Source organism: Paraburkholderia gardini, from assembly GCF_907164575.1.
In the GTDB taxonomy this organism is placed as follows: domain Bacteria; phylum Pseudomonadota; class Gammaproteobacteria; order Burkholderiales; family Burkholderiaceae; genus Paraburkholderia; species Paraburkholderia gardini.
Map to the genome: position 1 here is coordinate 29,823 of NZ_CAJQYY010000009.1, position 24,420 is coordinate 54,242.

Below are 24,420 nucleotides of genomic sequence, written 5' to 3' on the forward strand. Positions count from 1 at the left end.
GACAGGCCTCATTCTACTTTTTCGCGGGACAACGCGCGCGCCGCCTGGCGGCGCGCTGTCCCTGAACCTCACCTCAAGGGGCCTGCCGTGCCGATTCATACGATAAACAAAGCACGATAAATTGGTTCGGCGGCAAGGAATCGCACGCGACAATGCAATTTAAGGATTCCGCCCGTGAGGAGAATCATGTCCTGCAGCAAATCGACGTGGCCGCCGCGCGTTGTCACCGTGCCAGGCCTGCATGGCAGCGAAGGCGCACACTGGCAAACCTGGCTCGAACGGCAGTTCGCCCGCTCGCTGCGCGTCGAACAGGCCGACTGGAATGCGCCTGAACTCGTTCGATGGTCGCAATCGGTTCGCGATGTGATCGCGCGCGAGCGTGGTCCGTTCGTGCTCGCCGCGCATAGTTTTGGGTGCCTTGCGACCGCGCATGCATTGCAGCAGGCCGCGTACGCGAGCGAAGTCGTGGGCGTGCTGCTCGTTGCACCGGCGAGCCCGGAGAAATTCGCGTTCGCCGGTGCGTTCGACGCACGAAGACTGGGCATTCCGTCCATCCTGATCGCGAGCGAGACCGACCCGTGGATGCCGCTTGCCGGGGCGCGCGAAATGGCGGCGCGTCTCGGCAGTGCGTTCGTCAATCTGGGCGATGCGGGGCACATCAATACGGCAGCAGGATTTGGACCCTGGCCCCGGGCGAAGTACTTCGTCGATACGCTGGCGCATTGCGCGGCACCGCTGCGATTTCTCGAGGAAGCGACGGTGTGCGCGGTGCAGGCCGTGGTGTGAGCGACCGGCCTGCGCTGGTCAGACCCAGTTAAAGCCTTTCGCCATGATGCCCGCCAGCGCAAAGAATCCCGCCCACATGAGACGGATTTCCAGGCGTAGCTCGCTTCGGACGCCGGTGATGCTGGTACGGACATCGGCGATGTCAGCGCGCACTGCCGTTCGAAGGCCGTCAATTTCAGTCCGGAAACCACCGATTCCAGCGTGCATTTCAGTCCGGAAACCACCGATTTCAGCATGCATTTCAGTCCGAAGGCTATCGATTTCACTGTGAACGGAGTTGAAATCAGTGCGCATTTCGGCTCTGAGATCGCTGATATCGGTGCGGACCGATTTGAATTCCACGCGTGTTTCGGCGCCAAGGCCGCCGATATCGGTATGGGCTTCAGCTCGGCATTGACCGATCTCCGCGCGAATCTCGCTGATGTCCGTGCGAATCTCGCCTCGTAGCGCGCTATTGTCGGCGCGAGACTGATCCCGAAGCGCGCTTTGTTCGGCACGAAACTCCGCGCGAAGGTCACGGAAGCCGTTGAACATGACATCGCGAACGTCGCGGATATCGTGCCGCAATACCTGGACGTCTTCCTTGAGTTGCCTCCAGGCAGCATCGAGTCTGCTGATGTGTACGGTCATCTCTTCCTCCTCACTTCGGCGAAACGCCGAGTGCGACGTTTCGTGCGCATTCGCATCGATCAACCTGGGAGAATCATCGTATAGGATATCCATGACGTGGCGAACCATCCTGCAAACAAAATTGACAGATTCATTCGCATATCCATGGCGAATGACCGAACAAGGCTGTGAGATAACAGCATCGGGCCGATCGTACGGAATCCAGATCATGTCGGACATTCGCCCGGATGGCATAGGATGTGTCGTTGCCTGTCAGCGCCATTCCGGTCGATTCGATAAAGTCGCGCTTCTGGCTGCAGATCTTTAGCTGGCGGCATATGCATTCATCATCAATGAGCGGGGAAGTAATGACAGGCAAGGCAGGCAAATCGGGGAAGGCGCGCCGGCTGGCGGCGGGGATATCGGCGCTCACGCTGTCGCTGGGTTGCGTAGGTAGCGCGCGGGCGGACGTGTCGCTGCTGAACGTGTCCTATGACGTGACGCGCGAACTGTACAAGGACATCAACACGAGCTTCGTTGCGGCCTACAGGCAGAAGACGGGCGAAACCGTATCCATACGCCAGTCGCATGGCGCGTCGAGCGCACAGGCGCTATCGGTGACACAGGGTCTGCAGGCAGATGTCGTCACGATGAACCAGCCGAACGACATCGACCTGCTCGCCGAACGCGGACAGTTCGTGCCGGCGAACTGGCGCGCACGCCTGCCGAACGGCAGCGCGCCGTACACGACGACCATGGTGTTCCTCGTGCGCAAGGGCAACCCGAAGCACATCAAGGACTGGGACGATCTCGCGAAGCCGGGCGTGCAGGTCGTGATCGCGAATCCGAAGACGTCGGGTAACGGCCGCTACACGTATCTCGCGGCGTGGGGCTATCGCAAGCAGCACGGCGGCACGGACGCCCAGGCGCTCGATTTCGAAAAAGCCATCTTCAGGAACGTGCCAGTACTCGACACGGGCGGTCGTGGCGCGACCACGACGTTCACCCAGCGCGATATCGGCGACGTGCTGGTGACGTTCGAGAACGAGGTTTCGCTGATCGATACCGGTGTGGGCGCGGACAGTTTCGAAGCGGTCTATCCGTCCATCAGCCTGCTGGCCGAGCCGCCGGTGACACTCGTCGACAAGGTGGTCGACAGGCGCGGCACGCGCAAGGAGGCGCAGGCATACCTGCAGTATCTGTATTCGCCGGCAGCGCAGGAGATCATCGCGCAGCATCATCTGCGTCCGCGTGATGCGAGTGTGCTGGCAAAGCACGCAAACGAATTCAGGCCGCTGAAGACATTCACCGTCGAGCAGGAATTCGGCAGCTGGCAGAAGGCGCAGCAAACGCATTTCTCGGATGGCGGCACGTTCGATCAGATCATCGTCGACCGGAAGTGATGCGCTGAGCGGACGCGCACGTAGCACCATGCAAAAGGCCGCCTGAGCGATCAGGCGGCCTTTTGCATTGCAGCGGTCCGGCGTGACGCGTTCAGGGCGTCGCGCCACGCTTCACGTCGAAGAAAAATCAGTGACGATCACAGCCATGTTCGCAGCCGCTTTGCTCGACGGGCATCTGCTGTGCCGCTTCGGCGCGGATGCCGAGGCGTTCCAGCAGCTTGCGGTCGGCTTCGGCCTGCGGGTTGCGGGTAGTCAGCAACTGGTCGCCGTAGAAAATCGAGTTCGCGCCCGCGAGGAAACACATCGCCTGCAGCGCCTCGTCCATCTGCTCGCGCCCGGCCGACAGGCGCACCATCGCTTTCGGCATCGTGATGCGCGCGACCGCGATCGTGCGTACGAATTCGAACGGATCGAGCGCCTCGGTGCCGCTGAGCGGCGTGCCTTCGACCTGCACCAGATTGTTGATCGGCACCGACTCCGGATACGGCTCCATGTTCGCCAGCTGCGTGATGAGGCCCGCGCGCTCGCGACGCGATTCGCCCAGCCCGACAATTCCGCCGCAGCACACGTTGATGCCCGCATCGCGCACGCGCTCCAGCGTATCGAGACGGTCCTGATAAGTGCGCGTCGAGATGATCTGACCGTAGAACTCCGGCGACGTATCCAGGTTGTGGTTGTAATAGTCGAGACCGGCTTCGCGCAGTCCGTGCGCCTGATGTGGTTCGAGCATGCCGAGCGTCACGCACGTTTCGAGACCCATCGCTTTCACGCCGCGGATCATTTCCTTGATCGGCTCAAGATGACGGTCCTTCGGATTGCGCCACGCCGCGCCCATGCAGAAGCGCGTCGCGCCGTTCTCTTTCGCGACACGGGCGGCTGCGAGCACCTCGTCGACGGGCATCAGCTTGTTGGCCTTCAGACCCGTGTCGTGATGCACCGATTGCGGACAGTACGCGCAGTCTTCCTCGCAGCCGCCCGTCTTGATCGACAGCAGCGTGGAAAGCTGCACGCTGTTCGCATCGAAATGCTCGCGATGCACCTGTTGCGCGCGAAACAGCAGATCGTTGAACGGCAGTTCGTACAACGCGACGATATCCGCCACGCGCCAGCGCGCGGGTGATGATGCTGCATTTGCCGTGCTTGCGATATTCGCGGCGCCCCCAGCATGTTGAGCGGAAGGCTCGGCGAGTGTGGTTTCTGTGTGGAGATCGGTCATGGCGTCAATCCTCGGAGACGGTGATTCAATTCGTGTTCAGTGCCGCGCTTCGCGCAGCGCATGCAACAGGGTGGCGACGTCCAGATGATTCGCGGCGTCGTCGGGTGATGTGGGGCTCAGATGCGGCACGACGCCGAGGAGCGGCGCGTCGTAGTGCCGGTCCAGCCAGTCGCGGATCGTGGCGATGTTTTCGTCAGCGAAATGCATTGCCGGGTCGATGCGGTTCGCGACCCAGCCGGCCAGTTGCAGTCCGCGTGCGGCAATCGCTTCCGCGGTGAGCAGCGTGTGGCTGATGCAGCCGAGCCGCATGCCGACCACGAGCACCACCGGCAGGTTTAGCGCGAGCGCGAGGTCGGCCGTATCGTGTGCATCGGTGAGCGGCACGCGAAAGCCGCCGACGCCTTCGACCACGACAACATCCGCAAGCGTCAGCGCCTCGGCGTGACAATCGACGATGTGCGCGATATCGAGCGACACGTTTTCCAGCGCGGCCGCGATGTGCGGCGCGGCGGGTTCGCGCAGCAGAAACGGCGTGCGTATCGCGGCGGGCAGCAGCACGCTGGCGGCTGCGTCGAGCTGATCCGCGTCTTCGTTATGCCACACGCCGTCGCGCTCGAATGCGCCGGCGGCGACCGGCTTCATCGCGGCGGCGCGCAGTCCTTCACGCGAGAAGCCGCGAAGCAACGCTGCCGAGACGAGCGTCTTGCCGATCCCGGTGTCGGTGCCGGTGACGAAAACGGAGAGCGGCGCGTTCATGCAGCGCACCCGCTCAGCGTTTTCAGCGCGGTTTCCAGCTGGTCCATATCCGCGTGGGAATGCGCCGCCGACAGCGAGATGCGCAGGCGCGACGTGCCGGCGGGCACTGTCGGCGGACGGATCGCAGGCACCCACAGGCCCGCGCGATCGAGTCCGGCGGCGACTTCGAGCGTGGTTTCGTTCGCGCCGATGATGAGCGGTTGCACGGCTGTGTGCGAATCGACCGGCAACCAGCAGGTTTCCTTGAGCATCGCGCGCGTGCGTTCGATCAGCGTCCGCAGATGCGCACGACGCGTCTCGCCTTCGTCGCCGCCGATGATGCGCAGGCTTGCCGAGACCGCATGCGCGACGGCGGGCGCCGCCGCGGTCGTGAAAATGTAGGGGCGCGCGCGCTGCACGAGCCATTCGATCACCGTCTCGTGCGCGGCGACGAATGCGCCGGACACGCCCGCGGCCTTGCCGAGCGTGCCGACCATCACGAGATGCGGCGAGCGCAGCGCTTCGTGCGCGAGTGCCCCGCGACCTTGCGGGCCGAGCACGCCGAAGCCATGCGCATCGTCGACGACGAGCCACGCGCCGTGTTTTTCCGCCAGCGCGACGAGCGCGGCGAGCGGCGCGATGTCGCCGTCCATGCTGAAGACCGTGTCGGTGACGATCATCTTCACCGCGGCGTCCGACGCTTCGAGCATTGCCGAAAGCGCATCCGCGTCCGCGTGCGGATAAATCTGCACGTCGGCACGCGAGAGCCGCGCGCCGTCGATCAGCGAAGCATGATTCAGCGAATCGGAGAAGAGCGTCGTACCGCGGCCCGCGAGCGCCGTCACGACGGCGAGGTTCGCCATGTAGCCGGTGCTGAAGTAGAGCGCGCGCGGCGCATCGATGAAGCCGCCCGCGAATGCGGCGAGATCCTCTTCGAGTTGCGCGTGGGCGCGCGAGTGGCCGCCGAGCAGATGCGAGCCGCCGCTACCCGCGCCGTAGCGCTGTGCGCCTTCCGCGACGGCCGCGATGAGTTCCGGATGCGCGGCGAGGCCCAGATAGTCGTTGCTTGCGAAGCCGATGATCGCGCGACCGTCGACCGTCATGTGTGCGGCGCACGGTGTATCGAGGGTACGGCGGCGACGCCGCAGACCGCGTGCGTCGATATCGTTCAGGCCTTGTGTGAGTGTGTCCAGCAAATGCATTAGCGAGCTCTCGTGAGTGTGGCGTCGAACGTATCGCGCGTGCGTGCTGCGAGCAGCGCGAGTTCCGCGTCGTCGAGAATGTACGGCGGCATCAGATACACGGTTGTGCCGATCGGGCGTAGCAACAGTTCGCGCTGCAGCGCGTTTTCGAAGAAGCGGCGCGAGAAGGTCGCGGCTTCTGCTTTGTCTTCGAGGACGGCATCGAACGCGAAGATCGTTCCGCACTGGCGAAGATTACGTGCCTGCGGATGTGTTGCTAGCGGTTCGAGCGCGGCGCGCAGCATCGCGGATTTTTTCGCATTGGCAGCGAGGACGTTATCGTTTTCGAAGAGATCGAGTGTCGCGAGTGCGGCGCGGCACGCGAGTGGATTGCCTGTGTACGAATGCGAGTGCAGAAAGCCGCGCGTGGTGTCGTCGTCGTAGAACGCTTCGAATATTTCGTCGCGTGACAGAACGATTGAAAGCGGCAGATAGCCACCGCTGATGCCCTTCGACAGACACAGGAAATCGGGCCACACTCCGGCCTGTTCACACGCGAAGAAGGTGCCCGTGCGGCCGCAGCCGACGGCGATTTCATCGGCGATCAGATGGATGCCGTACTGGTCGCATAGCGCGCGCAGGCCGGCAATGTACGACGTATCGTGCATTGCCATGCCAGCGGCACATTGCACGAGCGGCTCGACGATCAGCGCGGCGATGTGCGTGCCTCGCGCATCGAAGAGCGCGCGCACGTTATCGAGCGCGCGGCGTGCGACATCGGCGGCTGTTTCGCCATCCTGCGCGAGTCGGGCATCTGGCGAAGCGACGACATGTGCGTTGCGGATCAGCGGATCGTAGGCGTCCTTGAAGAGGGCGACGTCGGTGACACCGAGTGCGCCGATCGTTTCGCCGTGATAGCTGTTCGCGACGCAGACGAATTCGCGTTTCTCATCGTGGCCGCGATTGCGCCACGTGTGAAAGCTCATCTTGAGCGCGATTTCGACGGCTGACGCGCCGTCCGACGCGAAGAATGCGTGACCGAGCGTGTTCTGCGTGAGTGCGTGCAGACGTTCGGCCAGTTCGATTGCCGGTTCGTGCGTACAGCCGGCGAGCATTGCGTGTTCGAGCGTATCGAGTTGCGTTTTGAGCGCGGCGTTGATGTGTGGATTGGCGTGACCGAAAAGGTTGACCCACCAGGAGCTGATGGCATCGAGATAGCGACGGCCGTCGCGATCATAAAGCCACGGGCCCGCGCCGCGCGCGACGGCGATGAGCGGCAGACGCTCGTGATGTTTCATCTGCGTGCAGGGATGCCAGACGGCACGCAGGCTGCGGGTGATCCAGTCTTCGGTTGATGTAGGTGTTGTGCGCATGTTCATGCGGGCCTGCTTTTTTTCAGGCGTGTTTGTTCGGTGGTTTTTGGTCAATCGTCGGTTTTTTGCGCGGCGATGTGGGGCATCGCGGTCGATTCGGGGCTCAGATTAGCTGTTTATCCTGGTGTTTGCATTAGCTGGAATTTGCTGGGTTTTTCTGTTTGGCTCGAGGTTGAAGGGGGTTTGGCGCGGCTCAGGGCTGTTGGTTTACGAACATCGCAGATGAGCGCAGATGACGACGGCAAAGTCATGCCGCCCAATGAGGGATCTTTTTGCCCCTTTGGCGGGGCGGCATTTTGTTTTTCGTTTTCTGGTGTTGCTTTGGCCTTTCCTTGTATTGGTGTCGGTTTATTAGCGTTGCCCCTGTGCGGGGCGGCACCTACTTTTCTTTGTCCCCCAAGGGGACTTCCTTCGGGGCGTCTTCCAAAGAAAAGTAGGCAAAAGAAAGGCGCTCCGAAACCTTATCTCTTCCCGGTGTGTCACCCGCCGGGAATGGCACCCCATAAGATGTCGCCCTCGCACTTCATGCCGTGCTGGTCCGCGCACGATCTGATCCCCCGCACAGCACCGCCCGTGACACAGGGCTCATTCATCCCACTCCGCTCTACGTGCGTCGCGGAACGGCCGCTCGATGGTGCCGGCATCAGGGGCTGAGGATCGCCGATCGCGATTGAGGGCGCGAGTGCGAGTGCGCGGAGAGGGGGTTATGTCGGTCGGCGATGCGCGTAGCGCGGAGTCGGGTGGACGACGGCTTTGTCACGGGCACTGAACTCGCGCGGGATGGAATCGCGCGGGGACCGATGCCGGGTGAAGCGTGGGGGCGACACTTCATGGGTTGCCATTCCCCAGAGATGACACACCGGGAAGAGATAAGGTTTCGGAGCGCCTTTCTTTTGCCTACTTTTCTTTGGAAGACGCCCCGAAGGAAGTCCCCTTGGGGGACAAAGAAAAGTAGGTGCCGCCCCGCACAGGGGCGACGCCAATAGACCGACACGAATACAAGGAAAGGCCAACCAGAAAGAGGAAAAAACCAGAGAGAAAAAGCAGAACCAGCGAGAGCAAAAAAAACGCAAAAAACAGAAAAAAGCAAAAAACAGAAAAACCGCTCGCGCTAGCGAGCAGCAAGCGCCCCTTTCCCTTCAGCAGCAGAATCACCCGCCCCATCAGCCGTCTGCGTATCAGCAGACCCCTTCCATACGACGGCCTCATTCACAGCATAAAGCCGACACGCATCCTCACTATGCTTCTGGCAGTTGGCCATCGCCACCGACATCGGATCATCGCCGCCCTCCGCCCATGACCACGATCCGGAATCCGAAACAGCAAACGCCCGGCTCGGGTACTGATGCAAAAAGTTCCGATACCCATTGCGTCCCGCTTCATCGAGAAACGGCACGGCATCGACAGCATCGATCGATGCAAATCCCGTCGGCTTCGGTGGCGCCGGATCAGTCACGTGATATTGCACGCCCGTGGGCATCCCCACCCGCGCAAGGAATGCCTCGACGGCCGGCCACCAGACCCGCACGCCGTCGCGATCGCCCACCAGCCGATGCGCGTCGTTCTTGTACACGCCAAAATCGACCATCTTCGCGCTCGCGCCATGCTCCACGTAAGCGGTGTACATCTTCCCAACCAGCGCGGCCGGCCAGATCGAATCGTTATCGCCATACAGCCACAGCGACGGGACACGCGTCTTTTCGGCGTAATCGCCAAACGCCTGCACCAGGTTGCCCTGCCAGTCGGCGCACGAGTCTTGCCGCAGTCCGCCCGAAAAATTGATCAGCGCCCGCACGCCCGACGTCGCTTCGGAACCATATGCAATCGTCGCGAGACCACCGTGTGACGTGCCGGACACAACGATATGCGTCGCATCGACGTACGGCATCCTCGACATGAAATTTATCGTCGCCGCCACGTCGGCCGCCTGACCCAACCCGTTGCGCGCGATATCGCAACCATCCTGCTCGTAAGTGCCCCCTGATTCCGCAAAGCCGCGACGGTTCGGCGCCACGACCACGTAACCGCGTCGCACGAACTCACGCGCAAGCGGCAACGGATCACTGCGCTCCTGCGTGCGCGGATCGCCGCGAATCTTGCCGTGGTTGAAAACGATCATCGGAAACGGACCTGCGCCGTCCGGCTTGTAGATCGTCGTTTCAAGCGTGATCGAGCCGGAAGCGTCCGCCGGAATGCGGATGACCTGCTCATTCAGGCTCGCGGGAACGGTGGGAAGGTAGGCGTCGTCGAGAACAATCGGCGCGACGTGCGCGCTTCCCAGCGGGCCAGCCGGGGCGTCGTGAAGCGGATCCGCGCAGACCGGCGATGCGGCAAGCGTCGCACACGCCATGACGATCCATCCGGTCAAAATATTTCTGAACATCATCCGCTCTACCCGCCTGCCCTGGACGCCACCTGAGAACTGCCGCCTCCCGGTTCTCACCTGACGAATCGTTTTCAGCGCCCGCCAGAGCGCAAAAAATCTCGTGTATGTGGCGCAAAGCACTCGCATACAGTTGCAATTCGTATGGGATGAACCGAAAGCCGGCCGGCGCGCAAATCGTTTACGCCGTTATTTGAGCACCAGCGATACGCCGGCACTGCAAGATCCACATGGGCATCCTGGCACGACAAATTATCTTTGTGCAATGCAGGAGAACCCCCGGATCGAGGCGATACCCCGGCGAGACAGATCGGCGAAACAGCGGGAACAAGCGCCGGCGCGGCCTGCGGACGGACCGGCCCCAAAGACATAGTGGCGCGAGGCCAACAGGAAAATACTGGCGATTTTGAGGGCCATGAAGGATCGTGCCATCTGGACAGGCTAATCGTAAGCTGACCGGAATCAGCGTTCGCTTACATCGCCGTCGACGTAACGCCACCGGCCATCCTCGCCACGCACAAAGCGGCTGAGTTCCTGCAGCCGGTGCGCGCGTCCACCCACCTTGTATCGCGCGACAAATTCGACCTCGGCGTTGCGGGCGTCAACGGCGGTGAAGCGTTTGATTTGCAGTCCGAGCCAGCGAGGCGCATCGGCGGCTTCGGGATCGACGTCGAGGTCCGCGGGGCAGGTTTGCGGCGCCCACGTCGCGCGCAGATACGCCGTTTCGCCCAGCACGTACGCGCTGTAACGCGAGCGCATCAGTTCCAGCGCGTCGGATGCGCTCGCGCCGCCATCGATGAGCCGCCCGCAACACGCGGCAAAACGAGGCGGTTTCGCACCGTTGCGCAGGCTGGGCGCGGCGCCGCCGCACGGGCAATCGGACGGCCGCGCTGTCTTCGAGGCGGAAAGGGTCATCGTCGAAGGTTCAGTTCAGTCCGCGCGCGATCAGTATCTTCTGGGTGCGAACCGCGTCGCGGATCATCTGATGGTCCTGATCAAGCACCATGGCTGCCTCGTCTCCTCACCACTCGAGTGGCGTGCCGTCGTATTGGTAGAAGCGGCCATTGAACGCGTCGCGCGCGCCGGCGGCCTGCGCCAGCACGTCGCGCATGCCGGCGACGCTGCGTTCCGGATCGATGGCCGCCTGCGCGCCACCCATGTCGGTGCGCACCCAGCCCGGATGCAGCGACAGACACGCCGCCCGCGTGGTCTCGAGCGACGCGACCTTGATCGCGTCGTTGAGCGCCGCCTTGCTCGCGCGATAGAGCCAGCCGGTCGTGCCGCTCGCCTCGCTGATGCTGCCCATCTTGCTCGACAGCACGGCGAGCACGCCACCCGCGTCTTCGACGAGCGGCAGCAGAACCGGAATCAGCTGCATCGGTCCGCGCACGTTGGTGATCATCACGTGATCGAAATCCTCGGCGGTGAAGGTCTCGACGGTTTCCGTACGCGGACCGTATACGCCGGCGACGATCACCGCGGCATTGAGCGGCTCGCCGTCGAGTTTCCAGCCGAGGGCGGCGATCTCTTCGGGTTCGGCGATATCGAGCGAAAACGTCTCCACGCCGAGATCGGCCAGCGCATCGAGCGCGGCTTCGTCGCGCGCGGTGGCCAGCACGCGCCAGCCGGCACGCCGGTACTGCCGGGCGAACTCGCGACCGATGCCGCGTGATGCACCCACGATCAACGCTGTCTTCATCTGCCGACCTCGTCCTGATGTACGGTTTGCATGCCTGTCATTTGCCGCGTCCGCGCTTTGCGTCCACTCGCGTGCGGCGCGCGCCGCACGCGAAACATCTGCTTAAACCAGCTCGACGCCCATCGCGGTCGCTTCGCCGCCGCCGATGCACAGGCTCGCGACACCGCGTTTCAAGCCGCGCTGTTTCAGCGCGCCGATCAGCGTGACGAGAATGCGTGCGCCCGACGCGCCGATCGGATGACCCAGTGCGCACGCGCCGCCGTTCACGTTGACCTTCTCGTGCGGCAGATGGTGCTCTTTCATCGCGGCCATCGTGACAACCGCGAAGGCTTCGTTGATTTCGTACAGATCGACATCGTCGGCGCGCCAGCCGTTCTTTTCGAACAGTTTGCGTATCGCGCCGACGGGCGCCGTCGTGAACTTCGCCGGTTCCTGCGCAAACGTCGTATGACCGACGACGCGCGCGAGCGGCGTCACGCCGAGTTTTTTCGCGGTCGACTCGCGCATCATCACGAGCGCCGCGGCGCCGTCGGAAATCGACGACGAATTCGCCGCCGTCACGGTGCCCGTCTTGCTGAACGCGGGCTTGAGCGTCGGGATCTTGTCGAGGTTCGCCTTGAACGGCTGCTCGTCATGGTCGACCGTCACGTCGCCCTTGCGGCTTGCGACGGTAACCGGTGCGATTTCCCATGCGAACGAGCCGTCTTCGTTGGCGCGCTTCGCGCGTTGCAGCGATTCGATCGCGAACGCATCCTGCGCCGTGCGCGTGAAGTCGAAGGAGCCTGCGCATTCCTCGGCGAACGTGCCCATCAGACGGCCCTTTTCGTAGGCGTCTTCGAGGCCGTCGAGGAACATGTGATCGAGTACCTGTCCGTGCCCCATGCGCATGCCGCCGCGCGCTTTCGGCAACAGATACGGCGCGTTCGTCATGCTTTCCATGCCGCCCGCGACGATCACGTCGACGGAACCGGCGGCCAGCATGTCGTGCGCGAACATCGCCGCGCGCATGCCCGAGCCGCACATCTTGTTGACCGTGGTGCTGCCCGTGGCGAGCGGCAGGCCCGCGCCGCGCGCGGCCTGCCGCGCGGGCGCCTGGCCCAGGCCGGCAGGCAGCACGCAGCCCATCACTACTTCTTCGACCTGCTCCGGTTTCAGGCCGGCGCGCTCGACGGCCGCCCTGATCGCCACGGAACCGAGTTGCGGTGCGGTCAATGCGGCGAAATCGCCCTGGAACGCGGCCATCGGTGTACGCGCCACCGAAACGATCACGACCGGATCACGTTGTATCTCACTCATGTTTCAGCTCCTTGATCACACCTTCGACGATGGCCGGCACATCGCCGAGCCTCGCGGCATCGGCGACGACGACGTCGTTGTCGGCTTCGTGCGCGCGGCCCGCCGATACGGCGGCCACGCAATGTTCGTACGTTGCGGCGAGCGTGTCGGGCGCGCTCGTCGCCATGCCGAGATCGCGCACGCGGCCGTCATGGATGCCATACGCCCAGCCATGCACGGTCAGCTCCTGGCCGCGCGCCCACGCGTCGTTGACGATCGTGGTGCGGCACACGTTGACGACCTGTTCGATCGTGTTCAGCTCGACAAGACGACGGTGACGCGCATCGCCAAGCGGCCATTCCTCGAGCAGCGCCGCGTGCTTCTCGCGCACGTCCTGCACGTGATGCAGCCAGTTGTCGGCGAGGCCGACGCGTCGCCCATGCAGCGCCGCGCCGACGCCGGAGCATCCGTAATGGCCGACCACCATGATGTGCTTGACCTTCAGCAGATCGACGGCGAACTGGATCACCGACAGGCAGTTCAGGTCAGTGTGCACGACGACGTTGGCGATATTGCGGTGCACGAACACTTCGCCCGGCGGCAGGCCGATGATCTGGTTCGCCGGCACGCGCGAATCGGAGCAGCCGATCCACAGGTATTCCGGCGTCTGCTGATGCGCGAGCCGCGAGAAATATTCCGGATCCTGGGCGAGTTCTCGTGCAACCCACGCCTCGTTATTGTCGAACAGACGCGAGAGCGGATTGGCAGGAGGTTGAGTAGTCGTATTCATAGGTGTCTTGTCAGGGTTCAGGGCCGGTCATGCGCCCAGTGTCTTAACAACAGGAACAAACGGCATGGACGGTCAACGCGAATTGCGAGCGAAATCACGCGACACGTTCAGCGCGCGCGGCAGGTTCGCCGTCCGCGTTTTGCGGTTGCGCATCCGGAACGCTGAAGCGCTCTGGATAGCAGTTGCAGAATCGCATGCCTGGGTCATAGGGAAAGAAGTCGGGTAGTTCACCCGTGAGCAGGTGCTCCTTGCTGGTTTGCCATAGTGCCGGCTCGAAGAAATCCGGATGGTGCTTCATGAAACTTTTGCGCACCCTCGGGTCGCCGAGCAGGAACGTGCCGTACGTTTCCGGAAAGATATCGTGTGGGCCGACGCCATACCACGGCTCGCCCGACAGTTCGTCTTCCTCGTTGCGCGGCGCGGGCACGGCGCGCACATTGCAGTCCGTCAGATATTCGATTTCATCGTAGTCGTAAAACACGACGCGTCCGTGGCGCGTCACGCCGAAGTTCTTGTACAGCATATCGCCGGGGAAGATGTTCGCCTGCATCAGCTCCTTCACCGCGTTGCCGTACTCCTTGATGCCGTGATCGACATCGGCATCCGTGCCGTTTTGCAGATACAGGTTGAGCGGTACCATTCTTCGCTCGATGTACAGATGCCTGATCACGACGCTGTCGCCGTCGTATTCGAGCAGCGACGGCACTTCCTTTTCCAGCTCGCGAAGCAGCGCGTCGTCGAGGCGCGACAGCGGCAGCGCGACGCTCGAATATTCGAGCGTGTCGGCCATGCGCCCGAGGCGGTCGTGCCGTTTGACGAGCTGGTACTTCTGCTGGATCTTCTCGCGCGTGGTTTCCTTGGGCGGCGGGAAACTGTCCTTGATCAGCTTGAACACGTACGGAAACGACGGCAGCGTGAACACCAGCATCACGAGCCCCTTGATGCCGGGCGCGACGATGAACGGATCGCTCGAGTGCTTCAGATGATGCAGCAGGTCGCGATAGAACAGGTTCTTGCCCTGCTTCTGCAAGCCGACCGACGTATAGATTTCAGCCTTCGGCTTGCCCGGCATGACGGTTTGCAGAAACACCACGTATGCCGACGGCACTTCCATATCGACGAGGAAATACGAATGCGAAAAGCTGAAGATGATCAGCAACTGCTCGCGTCTGAGCAGGGCCGTATCGAGCGCGAGCAGGCCGGGCTGCACATGGCGTACCGGTATCGCGAACGGCAGCACCGCCTCGCCATTGATGATGCGTCCAACGATATACGCCGCCTTGTTGCGAAAAAACAGCGACGACAGCACGTGAATCTGGAAGTTGGCCGCCGCTTCGAACGTACCGAACGCATCGTGAATGGCCTGCATCACGCAGCCGGCATCGCGCGTCAGATCCTCGAACGGCGGCTCGAGCTGGAAGTTCGTGACGATGCGTTCGAGCGTTGCCGCGAAACCATCCTTGCCGGGGTAATACGCGCGGTACGTCGGCTTCGCGGCGGGTTCGTCGTTCTCGATGTATTCGGTCGAGATCGCCGGACGCACGAAGATGAAATCGTTGTTGAAATACGAGCGGTGCAGGATCTTGCAGCACACGGAATTGAAGAACGTTTCCGCGCATTCGGGCTGGCGATGCCGCGTCAGCAGGCCGATGAAGTGCAGCTTGATCTGCTGCCACACTTCGTCGTCGATGTTTTCCGCGTCGTATTCGTCTTCGAGCAGGACGACGCATTCCGCGACGCGTTCGTCATACGACGTGATGCGCTCGCGTGCGAGCTTTTGGTGCCCGAGCCAGTCGCCGGCTTCGAACAGCGTCTTTGCACGGATCGCCGCCTCGCGGAAAATCCGGTAGTGACGATCGAATCCCTCGAGCATGGTCTGCGCGACATCGAAGCCGATCTGCGACGAAAGCAGTTTGGGAAATTGACTCATACCGACCGTGCGTGCGTTTGATGTCGTGAAGTCACCCGCAATTGTATCGTCCCGGGCGCGCGCCGAAGCTAATGCGCCACTTTCCCGTCTGCCGGCCGCGCGTGCTGCGCCGGAGCGCGCCCGGCGTCTCCGGTAGCCGGCCCGGCGACGTTTTCAACCCCGGCTCGCGTGCCGCTTTCGAGCAGCGCCCGCGCCTGTGTTTCGTACTGGGCGAGATCCTCGAGCGTCGCGTTCAGGTCTTCCAGCTGGCGTTCGAGCACTTCGCGATGACGGTTCACCGTCGCAAGGAACGCGTTCAGTTGCGGCACGGTGTCGGTCGGGGATTCGTACAGATCGAGCAACGCACGGATTTCCGACAGCGTGAAGCCAAGCCGCTTGCCGCGCAGCGTGAGCTTCAGGCGCGTGCGGTCGCGACCGGAATATACGCGTCGCAGCCCGCTCGATCCTTCCCGGCTGGGAGAGAGTAAACCCTGATCTTCGTAGAAGCGGATGGCGCGCGGCGTGACGTCGAATTCGCGCGCGAGCTCGGTGATCGTGTATTGCGTGTTCATCGGGTATCCCGTGAATGGCCGACTCGACTGGCCCAAAGCGGATTGGACGTGAGATAGACGTTTACGTTATCGTCAACCTTGATAAAGTGCAACATTGCCTCGAAGCAGGGTGCGCCCGATATCGCAATACCTGCCGCAATACCCGCACTACGCCTGCCACGCTTCTGGACCGATCCCTACGATGAATGCTCTTGAACATCAACTCGACTATCCGTTCCGCGACACGCTTCCCGAACCGGGCCACGCTCTCGAAGTCGCGCCCGGTGTGCGCTGGCTGCGCATGCCGCTGCCGTTCGCGCTCGACCACATCAACCTCTGGCTGTTGCGCGACGAGATAGACGGCGAGGCAGGCTGGACGGTCGTCGATTGCGGCGTCGCCAGCGACACGATCAAGGCGAACTGGGAAACGGTCTTCGACACGGCGCTCGAAGGCCTGCCGGTGCTGCGGGTGATCGTCACGCACTGTCATCCCGATCATCTGGGCCTCGCGGACTGGATCTGCACCGGCGGCGGGCGAAAGCGCTGGGACGTCCGGCTATGGATCTCGCTCGGCGAATACATGCTGGGGCGCGTGATGGCGGCCGGCGATGGCTCGAACGCCGGCGGCGAGCGCGCGGCGGCGCATTTCGCGCGGCACGGTCTGACCGATGAGGCGTCGATCGACAAGCTGCGCAACCGCACGAGCTATTACTCGAGCCTGGTGCCCTCGATACCCGCGCAATACCGCCGGATGCGCGAAGGCGACGGGCTCGCGATCGGCGGGCGCACGTGGCGCGTCGTCACGGGTTTCGGCCATTCGCCGGAACACTGCGCGCTGCATTGCGAGGAAACCGCCGTGCTGATTTCCGGTGACATGGTGTTGCCGCGTATTTCGACGAACGTGTCGGTGTTCGACATCGAGCCGGAAAGCAATCCGCTTGCGCTCTATCTGGAGTCGCTGGGCCGCTACGAAACGATGGCACCCGATACGCTCGTGCTGCCGTCGCACGGCAAGCCGTTTACGGGCGTGCGTACGCGTATCGGCCAGCTACGCGATCATCACGATGCGCGTCTCGCCGAGGTACGCGCCGCCTGTGCGGAAAAACCGCATAGCGCCGCGGACATCGTGCCATTGATGTTCAAACGCCAGCTCGATATCCATCAGTTGACGTTCGCGATGGGCGAGGCGCTTGCCCATCTTCACGTGCTATGGCTCAAGGGAGAATTGAAGCGTCAGTTCGATGGCGATGGCGTGATCCGCTTTTCCACGTGACGATGACGCTGACGTATCGCTGCTGATGGAAAAACAGGCCCGCATGGGCCTGTTTTTCTGCACGCCGTTAAACGACAGGTGACGGCGTTACCGCACCACGACCGTCGTGAAGTTCTGCCGGCCGAACGGGCTCACGCTATAGCCGCTCACGTTCGCTCGCGTCAGCGCCGCCGCGACCGGATAACCCAGCGGAATCCACAGCGCTTCGTCGTGGATGATCTTCTGCGCGGCCTCATAGGCTTTCGTGCGCTTCGCCTGATCCGGTGTCGCCTTGCCTTCGTCGATCAGCTTGTCGAGTTGCGGATCGCAATAGCGCGCGAAGTTGATCCCCGACTTCACCGCATTGCAGCTAAAGAGCGGCGACAGGTAATTGTCGGGGTCGCCGTTGTCGCCGGCCCAGCCCATGAAGAGCGCATCGTGCTGGCCCTGCTTCGCCAGCTTGATCAGCTCGCCCCATTCGATCACCTTCACGTCGGCTTTCACGCCGATCTTCGCGAAGTCGGCCTGCAGCAGTTCCGCGCCGGCCTTCGGGCTGGGATTCAGCACGCTGCCGTTCGGGCGCACCCAGATCGTCGTTTCGAAGCCGTTCGGGAGGCCCGCGTCGGCAAGCAGCTTCTTCGCTTTCGCGACGTCATACGGATACGGCTGGATCGCCTTGTCGTAGCTCCATGTGTTCGGCGGATACGGATTCGTCGCGGGCGATGCCGTGTTGTCGAACACCGTTTTCAGATACGTCGCGCGGTCGAACGCCATGTTCAGCGCCTGGCGCACCTTCGGATTGTCGAGCGGCTTCTTCTGCGTGTTCAGCGCGACGAACGCGGTCATGAAGGCGGGCGTCTGCACGACCTTCAGCGACTTGTCGGTCTTCGCATCGGCGACGTCCTGCGGCTTCGGCGACAGCGCGATCTGGCATTCGCCGGCCTTGATCTTCTGCGCGCGCACGGAGGCGTCCGGGGTGATCGCGTAGATCAGGCGGTCGATCTTCGGCTTCGCGCCCCAGTAGGTCGGGTTCACGTCGTAACGGATGACCGCGTCTTTCGTGTAGCTCTTCAGCACGAACGGGCCGGTGCCGATCGGCTTTGCGTTCAGGTCGACCTGCTTGCCGGCCTTCAGCAACTGGTCGGCGTATTCGGCGGAATAGATCGATGCGAAGCCCATCGAGAGAATCGGCACGAACGTCGCGTTCGGCTCGTTCAGCTCGAATTTCACCGTGTTGTCGTCGACTTTCGTGACGGCCTTGACCAGCTTCACGAGACCCATCGACTGCGCATGCGGAAAGCCGCTCGGGCCAGCCACCTTGTGCCACGGATTGTTCTCGTCGAGCATGCGCGTGAACGTGAAAACGACGTCGTCGGCGTTCAGCGCATGCGATGGCTTGAAGTAACCGGTACTCTGGAACTGCACGTTCGGACGCAGATGGAACGTGTATGTGAGGCCGTCGGCGCTTACGTCCCACTTGTCGGCGAGGGAGGGCACGACTTTCTTCGCGGCTTCGTCGTACGACACGAGTGTATTGAAGATCACATCGGCCGAAGCGTTGGTGGTCACGAGCGAGTTGAACTGGACGACGTCGAAGCCGTCCGGGCTCGATTCCGTGCAGACGGTCAGCGGCTTCGCGAGGACGAGCACGGGCGCTGTAGCGAGCAGGGCGGCGGCGAACAGTTTGAAGCGCATAGGATCTCCGGTAACAAACGTGGTCAGGCAGTGCGCCGGGTTCGTTGCATGGGCGCTGCGAGGACGCGGATCGTGGCTGATACAGACCGCTTTATTGTGAATCGTTTTCGATGCGGGCGCGTGACCCAGCCGGGTGCCAGTCGGGCGTGCCCGCCTGGGGGAAAGCTTAAACGCTGCGTGGTTGCGACGACAACAACTTAATCGGCATACCGATATGGGCGACGGCGTTTGCCCGTTGCCTAACGCGCGGCTATCCGATGGATGGATTGCGGCGTGCGGCCGGCATCGATGTCGACAGCGTTCCTGTGCGACGCGTTGGTGTCTCGACGCGCACGCGTCACGATCCGCTATCGGACGCCCGAGGCTTGCGCGGTGCCTTTTCGAACGCGAGGTCGTACAGCCAGCGCGGCAACACGTGCAGCATCGCACCCGCGATGCGCATCTGCCACGGGAACGTCGCGAAGACGGTCTTCTTCGCGATCGCATCGGCGACCTTCGTGGCGAAGCGGTCTGCGTCCATGAGGAACGGCATCGGATACGGATTGTGCCTGGTCATCGGCGTACGGATGTAGCCGGGCGCGATCGTCACGACCGGGACGCCGAACGGCCGCATCTCGACGCGCAGTGCCTCGAGATACTTCTGCGCCGCCGATTTCGACGCGCTGTACGCGCCTGAACCCGGCAGTCCACGCACGCCCGCGACGCTCGTCACGCCGACGAGCGTGCCTTTGCGTGCCGCGATCATTGCGCGCGCGAACGGCTCGAACGTCGCGACCATGCCGAAGTAGTTGATGTCCATCACGTCGCGAAACGCCGCCAGATCGCCTTGACCGGTGACCGCGCCGCGGCTGATGCCCGCATTGGCGATCACCACGTCGGGGCAGCCATATTGCGCGATGAACTGTTCGGCCGCGGACGCCAGCGCGTCGGCATCGCGAACATCGACGGGATAAACGGAGATGAGGTGCTGCGGATGCGCCTGCTGAAACGCGGCGAGTGCTTCGCCGCGACGGGCGACGAGGCCGAGAATCGCACCGCGCCGCACGTATTCGGCGGCGAGTGCCTGACCAATACCGCTCGACGCGCCGGTAATGAAAACCTTCAACGGTGAATTCATACCGGCGCCCGGGTGTTACATCTTCTTCGCGCGGATCTGTGCGACGAGGTAATCCAGCACCTGGATCGTGCCCGGCAGGCTGTCGGTCGCGGCCGGGCCGGTTTCATACTTGCCCTGCACGGCGAGCGTCGGCACGCCCTCGATCTTGTAGGCGTCGAGCAGCTTCTTGTCGCGTTGCAGTTCGCTCTGCGTCGAGAACGAGTTGTACGCGTCCATGAACTTCTTCGGATCGACGCCGTTCTTCGCGAGGAATCTGGCCTGATCTTCCGGCGTCAGCAGGTAGTTCTTGTTGACGTGGATTTCGTTGAAGATCTTCGGTGTGAGTTGCTGCGCGAGACCGAGCGCGTCGAGTGCGTGATACAGCTTCGAGTGCGGAATGAAGTCGTCGCGGAAAGCAACCGGCACGCGCTTGAAGACGACATCCGGACCCTGCTTCTTGATCCACGCCTCGAGGAACGGGTCGAATTCATTGCAGTGCGGGCAGCCGTACCAGAAGAATTCGGTGACTTCGATCTTGCCGGCCGGCGCTTCGACCGGTTGCGGCGAGGCGAGCACGGTGTAGTCCTTGCCGGCGACCGGCGCGGCGGGCGAAGCCTGCGCTGCGCCAGCGGTCACGAGACCGAGCGAGAGAAAGAGAATGCCGAGTAGTTTTTTGATCATGTTGTATTGACCTGTGAAGGCGGAATGGCGTTGGCCTGTGGTTACTGTCTGGTGAAGCGGATCACGGCGGTGTCCACTCCAGCATCAGACAGCCGCTGGCGTGTTGTGTTCATATCCTCGAATTTCGAGAACGGCCCGATGCGTACGCGATAGTACGTGACGCCGCCGGCATCGCGCTGCGTGACCTTCGATTCGAAACCCTGGAAGCCAAGACGCGCGCGCTGCTGCTCGGCGTCGGCGGCTGTCTTGTAGGCGCCGACCTGCAGGAAATAGCCGGTGTTCGCCTCCGCGGCGGAGGGCGCGGAGCCTGACTTCGCGTTCGCCTCGGCCTGCTTCGGTGCGGACGTTGCCGTGCCCGCGGTTGCGCCTGAAGGTTGTGGCTTCTTGCCTGGCGCGGCGCTGCTGCCGTTGTCGGTGGCGGCCTTCGGCGGTACGGCGACGCCGTTCGCGGTCGAAGGCGGCACTTCGACGATCTGCGGCTCTTCGAGCATGCCCGACGACTGCGTCTGGTTGGTCGTCTGGCCGGGCGCGGTGTTCGGCGGCGCCGGCTGGGCGGCCTGCGGCACGGGTTGCCCCGGCGTCTTGCCTTGCAGCGGACGGTTCGGATCGTATTGCGGCTGGCTTGCGCCACCCTCCGATGCCGCAGGCGGCGCGACTTTCGACACAAATGGCGTGGGCGCACGTGTGATATAGAGCGCCACCACCACCGCGATCGCGAGACCTACGATGAGGCCCAGCACGATGCCGAGGAACGTGCCCCCGGACTGCTTTGACTGCTTCGTTGTGCGGCGTGGTTTTGCCATCGTCTGAATCACCTGCCAGAGAAATGAGTCTTGAAAAGAGCCTGGAACGACCGTCGATTATAACGACGGCCGCACGCAAGTCGCATTGCGACGATTACATCTTTTCGGGGGCCGAGACGCCGATCGTCGCGAGACCGTTGGCCAGCACCTGGCGCGTCGCGGCGAGAAGCGCGGCGCGCGCGTTGCGGGCCGCTTCGTCGTCGACCAGCACACGTTCGGCGCGGTCATTGTAGAACGAGTGAAATTCACCCGCGAGATCGCGCAGGTAGAACGCGACCGCGTGCGGCGCGAGCTCGCTCGCGGCGTGTTCGAGCATGTCCGGGAATCCGGCGATCTTCTGCAACAGCGCGAGCGAGCGTTCGGTGACCAGCGGCGAGAGATCAACCGCCGGCAGAATGGCTTCGTCGGCGTTGTAGCGCGACTTCCATTCGTTCAGCACCGAGCAGATCCGCGCATGCGCATACTGCACGTAATACACCGGGTTTTCGTCGCTCTGCTTGAGCGCGAGGTCGACGTCGAACACGAATTCCGTATCGGCCTTGCGCGAGATCAGGAAGAAGCGCACGGCGTCGCGGCCGCGGCGGATCGTCTCTTCGTCGAGCAGGTCCGGCGACACTTCCGCGCCCGGCGTCGCGCCGCCCGACCACTCGATCAGGTCGCGCACCGTCACATAGCTGCCCGCGCGCTTCGAGATTTTCACCTCGGCGCCGTCGCGCATCACGGTGACCATCTTGTGCAGGATGTAGTCGGGATAGCCCTTCGGAATGCCGACGCCGAGTCCCTGCAGACCGGCGCGCACGCGCGCGATCGTGCCATGGTGATCCGAGCCCTGCACGTTGATGACCTTCGTGAAGCCGCGCTCCCACTTCGCGACGTGATAGGCGACGTCCGGCACGAAGTACGTGTACGTGCCGTCGGTCTTGCGCATCACGCGGTCCTTGTCGTCGCCGTCGTCGGTGGTGCGCAGCCACAGCGCGCCCTCCTGGTCGTACGTCTTGCCGGCGGCGACGAGCGCCGCGACCGTCTTTTCGACGCGGCCTTCCTTGTACAGCGACGATTCCAGATAGTACTGGTCGAACTTCACGCCGAAGGCCTGCAGGTCCATGTCCTGCTCGTGGCGCAGATACGCCACGGCAAAGCGGCGTATCGCGTCGATGTTCTCAACGTCGCCTTCGCCCTTGACCGGCTCGCCGTCGCTTGCCGACACGGTTTCGCCCGCCAGGTAATCGCGCGCGATGTCAGCGATGTACTCGCCGTTGTAGGCCGACTCCGGCCAGCCGGCATCGCCCGGCTTGAGCCCGCGGGCGCGGGCCTGGGTCGAAGCGGCGAGGGTGGCGATCTGCACGCCGGCGTCGTTGTAGTAGAACTCGCGATGCACCGCATAGCCTTGCGAAGCGAGCACGTTCGACAGCGCGTCGCCGAGCGCGGCCTGACGGCCGTGACCCACGTGCAACGGACCGGTCGGGTTCGCCGACACGAATTCGACCAGCACCCGCTTGCCGGCTTCGCGCGTCGAGCGGCCGAACGCTTCTTTTTCGGCGAAGACGGCGCCGACCGCGGCCTGCTTCGAGGTCGCGGCAAGACGCAGGTTGATGAAGCCCGGACCCGCCACTTCCGCGCCTTCGACGAGCCCCGCAGCCTTCGGATGCGCGAGCACGGCTTCGACGATCTGCTGCGCGAGCTGGCGTGGATTCGCGCGCAGCGGTTTGGCGAGCTGCATCGCGACGTTGCACGCGACGTCACCGTGCGCGGCGACCTTTGGGCGTTCGAGTGTGATCACCGGCTCGACGAAGGCGGCTTCGGTCGCGCCCTGGGTCGTCCGGGCGACCTGCTTCACGGCATCGGCGAAGAGGGTTTCGATGGTTTGTTTATGTGCGGGCAGCATGCTTGTTGCGAGTCCAGTGAGGCAGTCCGTGTGTTCGGGCGCGGCACCGGCCTTGTTTAATGCTTCCGGCCGGTCCGTCGAATGAGGTGGAAAGCGGGCTTCGTGCCGCGACAGCCGCGGCAGCGCCATCGGCATGTCCGGCCATCGCGGCGCGTGACCATGCACACAAGGCCCTGTGCGGCGCACCAGTCGGCGCTTTTCCGTTCAGACGGATTTTAGCAGGTGCTAATATATCCAATGAGATACCCGGCAACAGCCGGGGCCGCCGGCACGCGCGAAAGCGTTGGCGGGACCAGCGCGGACGCGTTCCGATTGACGCCGCGCGCGCGGATCCAACAAAACGAAAAGGGAAATGTCATGTTGATTACTTTTAAGTGCCGCTCCTGTCCGGATGTGGTGATGCTGGAGAATCTCGCCCAGTATCTGGTCGGTATCGTGGGCAAGCGGTTAGGCGAGCGTGGCGTCATCACGCACGATGAGCTCCCCGGCGCGATCACGAAACTCGAAGCCGCGATTCACACCGACAAGAAAGAGCGCGCCGAGCACGACGGCCACTTCCACGAAGGGGAAGAAGGCCATGAGCATCACGAGATTCCGATCGGCCTCGCGCAGCGCGCGTTCCCGTTCCTCGACATGCTGCGCGCGGCGCAGAAGGAAAACACAGACGTCCTTTGGGGCATCTGACAGGGCCGGCGGTACGCCACTGCGCTGATGGAGCGCGATGCCCTCTTCGTGCGTATCGATCCTTGCCTGACAAAAAAGAGCCCGCATGCGATGCGGGCTCTTTCGTTTCCTGCTGATGGATCGCCGGTATTTACTCGCTGGCGGCGTTTGCCGGTGCGGCCATCGGCGCCGAGGCACCCTTTTTTGTCTTCGCCTTCTTCGGCTTCTTCACGTGCCTGGTCGTGGGCGGTGAATACGAACTCACCGAGCTCGCCTGCGCCGGGGCCGCCGGCTGTTGCGCCAGCGTCACCGAGGCGCCGCAGGCGAGTGAAAGTCCAGTCAATATCAGCGTCAGCTTCTTCATGCGATTTTTCTCCATGACGGTTGCAAGTCATTGAACCGACGCGTTTTTGGGCCGCGTCTGGCGGGATCAGG

The 24,420-nt window shown here is 63.1% G+C and carries 22 protein-coding genes; 4 read left to right on the forward strand and 18 right to left on the reverse strand.

The window, feature by feature from the left end; translation table 11 throughout:
- The first annotated feature begins 183 nt into the window (after positions 1–183).
- Positions 184–786: an RBBP9/YdeN family alpha/beta hydrolase gene (locus LPA34_RS09180; protein ID WP_228977525.1), complete on the forward strand. Its 603-nt coding sequence runs from the start codon at positions 184–186 to the stop codon at positions 784–786.
- An 18-nt stretch (positions 787–804) separates the two neighbouring features.
- Here LPA34_RS09180 and LPA34_RS09185 read toward each other — a convergent pair whose 3' ends face one another.
- On the reverse strand, positions 805–1,416 hold the full coding sequence (locus LPA34_RS09185; protein WP_228977228.1) for a hypothetical protein: 612 nt from the start codon (positions 1,414–1,416) through the stop codon (positions 805–807).
- Between the two features lie 332 nt (positions 1,417–1,748).
- On the opposite strand from LPA34_RS09185, the gene LPA34_RS09190 reads away from it, so the two are divergent.
- Positions 1,749–2,798, forward strand: a complete 1,050-nt coding sequence (locus LPA34_RS09190) for a sulfate ABC transporter substrate-binding protein (protein ID WP_411178884.1) — start codon at positions 1,749–1,751, stop codon at positions 2,796–2,798.
- A gap of 127 nt (positions 2,799–2,925) precedes the next feature.
- Here LPA34_RS09190 and bioB read toward each other — a convergent pair whose 3' ends face one another.
- From bioB to LPA34_RS09245, 11 genes are all read right to left on the reverse strand, one after another.
- Entirely contained in the window at positions 2,926–4,014 is a 1,089-nt protein-coding gene (bioB, locus tag LPA34_RS09195) for a biotin synthase BioB (protein ID WP_228977230.1), read from the reverse strand.
- 36 nt (positions 4,015–4,050) lie between these two features.
- The gene (gene bioD / locus LPA34_RS09200) at positions 4,051–4,770 is read right to left on the reverse strand and encodes a dethiobiotin synthase (RefSeq protein ID WP_228977231.1); all 720 of its coding nucleotides are present in this window, start codon (positions 4,768–4,770) and stop codon (positions 4,051–4,053) included.
- Complete coding sequence (gene bioF, locus LPA34_RS09205) at positions 4,767–5,951, reverse strand: 8-amino-7-oxononanoate synthase (protein WP_228977232.1); 1,185 nt, start codon at positions 5,949–5,951, stop codon at positions 4,767–4,769. The genes bioD and bioF overlap by 4 nt, the downstream gene beginning before the upstream one ends.
- On the reverse strand, positions 5,951–7,309 hold the full coding sequence (gene bioA, locus LPA34_RS09210) for an adenosylmethionine--8-amino-7-oxononanoate transaminase (RefSeq protein WP_228977233.1): 1,359 nt from the start codon (positions 7,307–7,309) through the stop codon (positions 5,951–5,953). The genes bioF and bioA overlap by 1 nt, the downstream gene beginning before the upstream one ends.
- Before the next feature lie 1,105 nt (positions 7,310–8,414).
- Complete coding sequence (locus tag LPA34_RS09215; protein WP_228977240.1) at positions 8,415–9,689, reverse strand: dienelactone hydrolase family protein; 1,275 nt, start codon at positions 9,687–9,689, stop codon at positions 8,415–8,417.
- A gap of 459 nt (positions 9,690–10,148) precedes the next feature.
- Complete coding sequence (locus LPA34_RS09220; RefSeq protein ID WP_228977243.1) at positions 10,149–10,601, reverse strand: YchJ family protein; 453 nt, start codon at positions 10,599–10,601, stop codon at positions 10,149–10,151.
- Between the two features lie 106 nt (positions 10,602–10,707).
- A complete protein-coding gene (locus LPA34_RS09225; protein ID WP_228977245.1) occupies positions 10,708–11,385 on the reverse strand; it encodes an SDR family oxidoreductase in 678 nt (225 codons plus the stop codon).
- Between the two features lie 102 nt (positions 11,386–11,487).
- Positions 11,488–12,681: an acetyl-CoA C-acetyltransferase gene (locus LPA34_RS09230; protein ID WP_228977247.1), complete on the reverse strand. Its 1,194-nt coding sequence runs from the start codon at positions 12,679–12,681 to the stop codon at positions 11,488–11,490.
- Positions 12,674–13,450, reverse strand: coding sequence for a carbonate dehydratase (can, locus tag LPA34_RS09235; protein WP_228977249.1), 777 nt, complete (start codon positions 13,448–13,450; stop codon positions 12,674–12,676). Before can ends, LPA34_RS09230 begins: the two co-directional genes overlap by 8 nt.
- 94 nt (positions 13,451–13,544) lie before the next feature.
- A complete protein-coding gene (aceK, locus tag LPA34_RS09240) occupies positions 13,545–15,380 on the reverse strand; it encodes a bifunctional isocitrate dehydrogenase kinase/phosphatase (RefSeq protein WP_228977251.1) in 1,836 nt (611 codons plus the stop codon).
- Between the two features lie 68 nt (positions 15,381–15,448).
- Positions 15,449–15,931, reverse strand: a complete 483-nt coding sequence (locus tag LPA34_RS09245) for a MerR family transcriptional regulator (RefSeq protein WP_228977253.1) — start codon at positions 15,929–15,931, stop codon at positions 15,449–15,451.
- A 181-nt stretch (positions 15,932–16,112) separates the two neighbouring features.
- Here LPA34_RS09245 and LPA34_RS09250 point away from each other — a divergent pair, with 181 nt between their 5' ends.
- Positions 16,113–17,183 (forward strand): MBL fold metallo-hydrolase, encoded by a 1,071-nt coding sequence (locus LPA34_RS09250; RefSeq protein ID WP_228977254.1) that lies wholly within the window; start codon positions 16,113–16,115, stop codon positions 17,181–17,183.
- 87 nt (positions 17,184–17,270) lie between these two features.
- Here the strand turns inward: LPA34_RS09250 and LPA34_RS09255 are convergent, their stop codons facing one another.
- The 5 genes from LPA34_RS09255 to argS all read right to left on the reverse strand — a co-directional run bounded on the left by LPA34_RS09255 (position 17,271) and on the right by argS (position 23,322).
- The gene (locus LPA34_RS09255; protein WP_228977257.1) at positions 17,271–18,857 is read right to left on the reverse strand and encodes an ABC transporter substrate-binding protein; all 1,587 of its coding nucleotides are present in this window, start codon (positions 18,855–18,857) and stop codon (positions 17,271–17,273) included.
- A 337-nt stretch (positions 18,858–19,194) separates the two neighbouring features.
- Positions 19,195–19,974: an SDR family oxidoreductase gene (locus LPA34_RS09260; protein ID WP_228977258.1), complete on the reverse strand. Its 780-nt coding sequence runs from the start codon at positions 19,972–19,974 to the stop codon at positions 19,195–19,197.
- Positions 19,975–19,989: 15 nt separating this feature from the next.
- On the reverse strand, positions 19,990–20,631 hold the full coding sequence (locus LPA34_RS09265; RefSeq protein ID WP_228977528.1) for a thiol:disulfide interchange protein DsbA/DsbL: 642 nt from the start codon (positions 20,629–20,631) through the stop codon (positions 19,990–19,992).
- Between the two features lie 44 nt (positions 20,632–20,675).
- Positions 20,676–21,437, reverse strand: coding sequence for an SPOR domain-containing protein (locus tag LPA34_RS09270; RefSeq protein ID WP_228977260.1), 762 nt, complete (start codon positions 21,435–21,437; stop codon positions 20,676–20,678).
- A gap of 94 nt (positions 21,438–21,531) precedes the next feature.
- Positions 21,532–23,322 (reverse strand): arginine--tRNA ligase, encoded by a 1,791-nt coding sequence (gene argS / locus LPA34_RS09275; protein ID WP_228977262.1) that lies wholly within the window; start codon positions 23,320–23,322, stop codon positions 21,532–21,534.
- 357 nt (positions 23,323–23,679) lie between these two features.
- Between argS and LPA34_RS09280 the strand changes: the two genes are divergently transcribed.
- Positions 23,680–24,006: a DUF1840 domain-containing protein gene (locus LPA34_RS09280; RefSeq protein WP_228977264.1), complete on the forward strand. Its 327-nt coding sequence runs from the start codon at positions 23,680–23,682 to the stop codon at positions 24,004–24,006.
- Between the two features lie 130 nt (positions 24,007–24,136).
- On the opposite strand, the gene LPA34_RS09285 is transcribed toward LPA34_RS09280, so the two are convergent.
- Positions 24,137–24,349, reverse strand: a complete 213-nt coding sequence (locus LPA34_RS09285; protein ID WP_228977266.1) for an acid-shock protein — start codon at positions 24,347–24,349, stop codon at positions 24,137–24,139.
- Positions 24,350–24,420 lie beyond the last annotated feature (71 nt).

Coding starts and splice junctions, on each gene's coding strand:
- argS (WP_228977262.1), bottom strand. CDS start 23,322: ATGCTGCCCGCACATAAACAAACCATCGAAACCCTCTTCGCCGATGCC.
- bioB (WP_228977230.1), bottom strand. CDS start 4,014: ATGACCGATCTCCACACAGAAACCACACTCGCCGAGCCTTCCGCTCAA.
- LPA34_RS09230 (WP_228977247.1), bottom strand. CDS start 12,681: ATGAGTGAGATACAACGTGATCCGGTCGTGATCGTTTCGGTGGCGCGT.
- LPA34_RS09255 (WP_228977257.1), bottom strand. CDS start 18,857: ATGCGCTTCAAACTGTTCGCCGCCGCCCTGCTCGCTACAGCGCCCGTG.
- aceK (WP_228977251.1), bottom strand. CDS start 15,380: ATGAGTCAATTTCCCAAACTGCTTTCGTCGCAGATCGGCTTCGATGTC.
- LPA34_RS09260 (WP_228977258.1), bottom strand. CDS start 19,974: ATGAATTCACCGTTGAAGGTTTTCATTACCGGCGCGTCGAGCGGTATT.
- LPA34_RS09225 (WP_228977245.1), bottom strand. CDS start 11,385: ATGAAGACAGCGTTGATCGTGGGTGCATCACGCGGCATCGGTCGCGAG.
- LPA34_RS09215 (WP_228977240.1), bottom strand. CDS start 9,689: ATGATGTTCAGAAATATTTTGACCGGATGGATCGTCATGGCGTGTGCG.
- bioF (WP_228977232.1), bottom strand. CDS start 5,951: ATGCATTTGCTGGACACACTCACACAAGGCCTGAACGATATCGACGCA.
- LPA34_RS09245 (WP_228977253.1), bottom strand. CDS start 15,931: ATGAACACGCAATACACGATCACCGAGCTCGCGCGCGAATTCGACGTC.
- LPA34_RS09285 (WP_228977266.1), bottom strand. CDS start 24,349: ATGAAGAAGCTGACGCTGATATTGACTGGACTTTCACTCGCCTGCGGC.
- LPA34_RS09270 (WP_228977260.1), bottom strand. CDS start 21,437: ATGGCAAAACCACGCCGCACAACGAAGCAGTCAAAGCAGTCCGGGGGC.
- bioA (WP_228977233.1), bottom strand. CDS start 7,309: ATGAACATGCGCACAACACCTACATCAACCGAAGACTGGATCACCCGC.
- LPA34_RS09250 (WP_228977254.1), top strand. CDS start 16,113: ATGAATGCTCTTGAACATCAACTCGACTATCCGTTCCGCGACACGCTT.
- LPA34_RS09280 (WP_228977264.1), top strand. CDS start 23,680: ATGTTGATTACTTTTAAGTGCCGCTCCTGTCCGGATGTGGTGATGCTG.
- can (WP_228977249.1), bottom strand. CDS start 13,450: ATGAATACGACTACTCAACCTCCTGCCAATCCGCTCTCGCGTCTGTTC.
- LPA34_RS09220 (WP_228977243.1), bottom strand. CDS start 10,601: ATGACCCTTTCCGCCTCGAAGACAGCGCGGCCGTCCGATTGCCCGTGC.
- bioD (WP_228977231.1), bottom strand. CDS start 4,770: ATGAACGCGCCGCTCTCCGTTTTCGTCACCGGCACCGACACCGGGATC.
- LPA34_RS09185 (WP_228977228.1), bottom strand. CDS start 1,416: ATGACCGTACACATCAGCAGACTCGATGCTGCCTGGAGGCAACTCAAG.
- LPA34_RS09190 (WP_411178884.1), top strand. CDS start 1,749: ATGAGCGGGGAAGTAATGACAGGCAAGGCAGGCAAATCGGGGAAGGCG.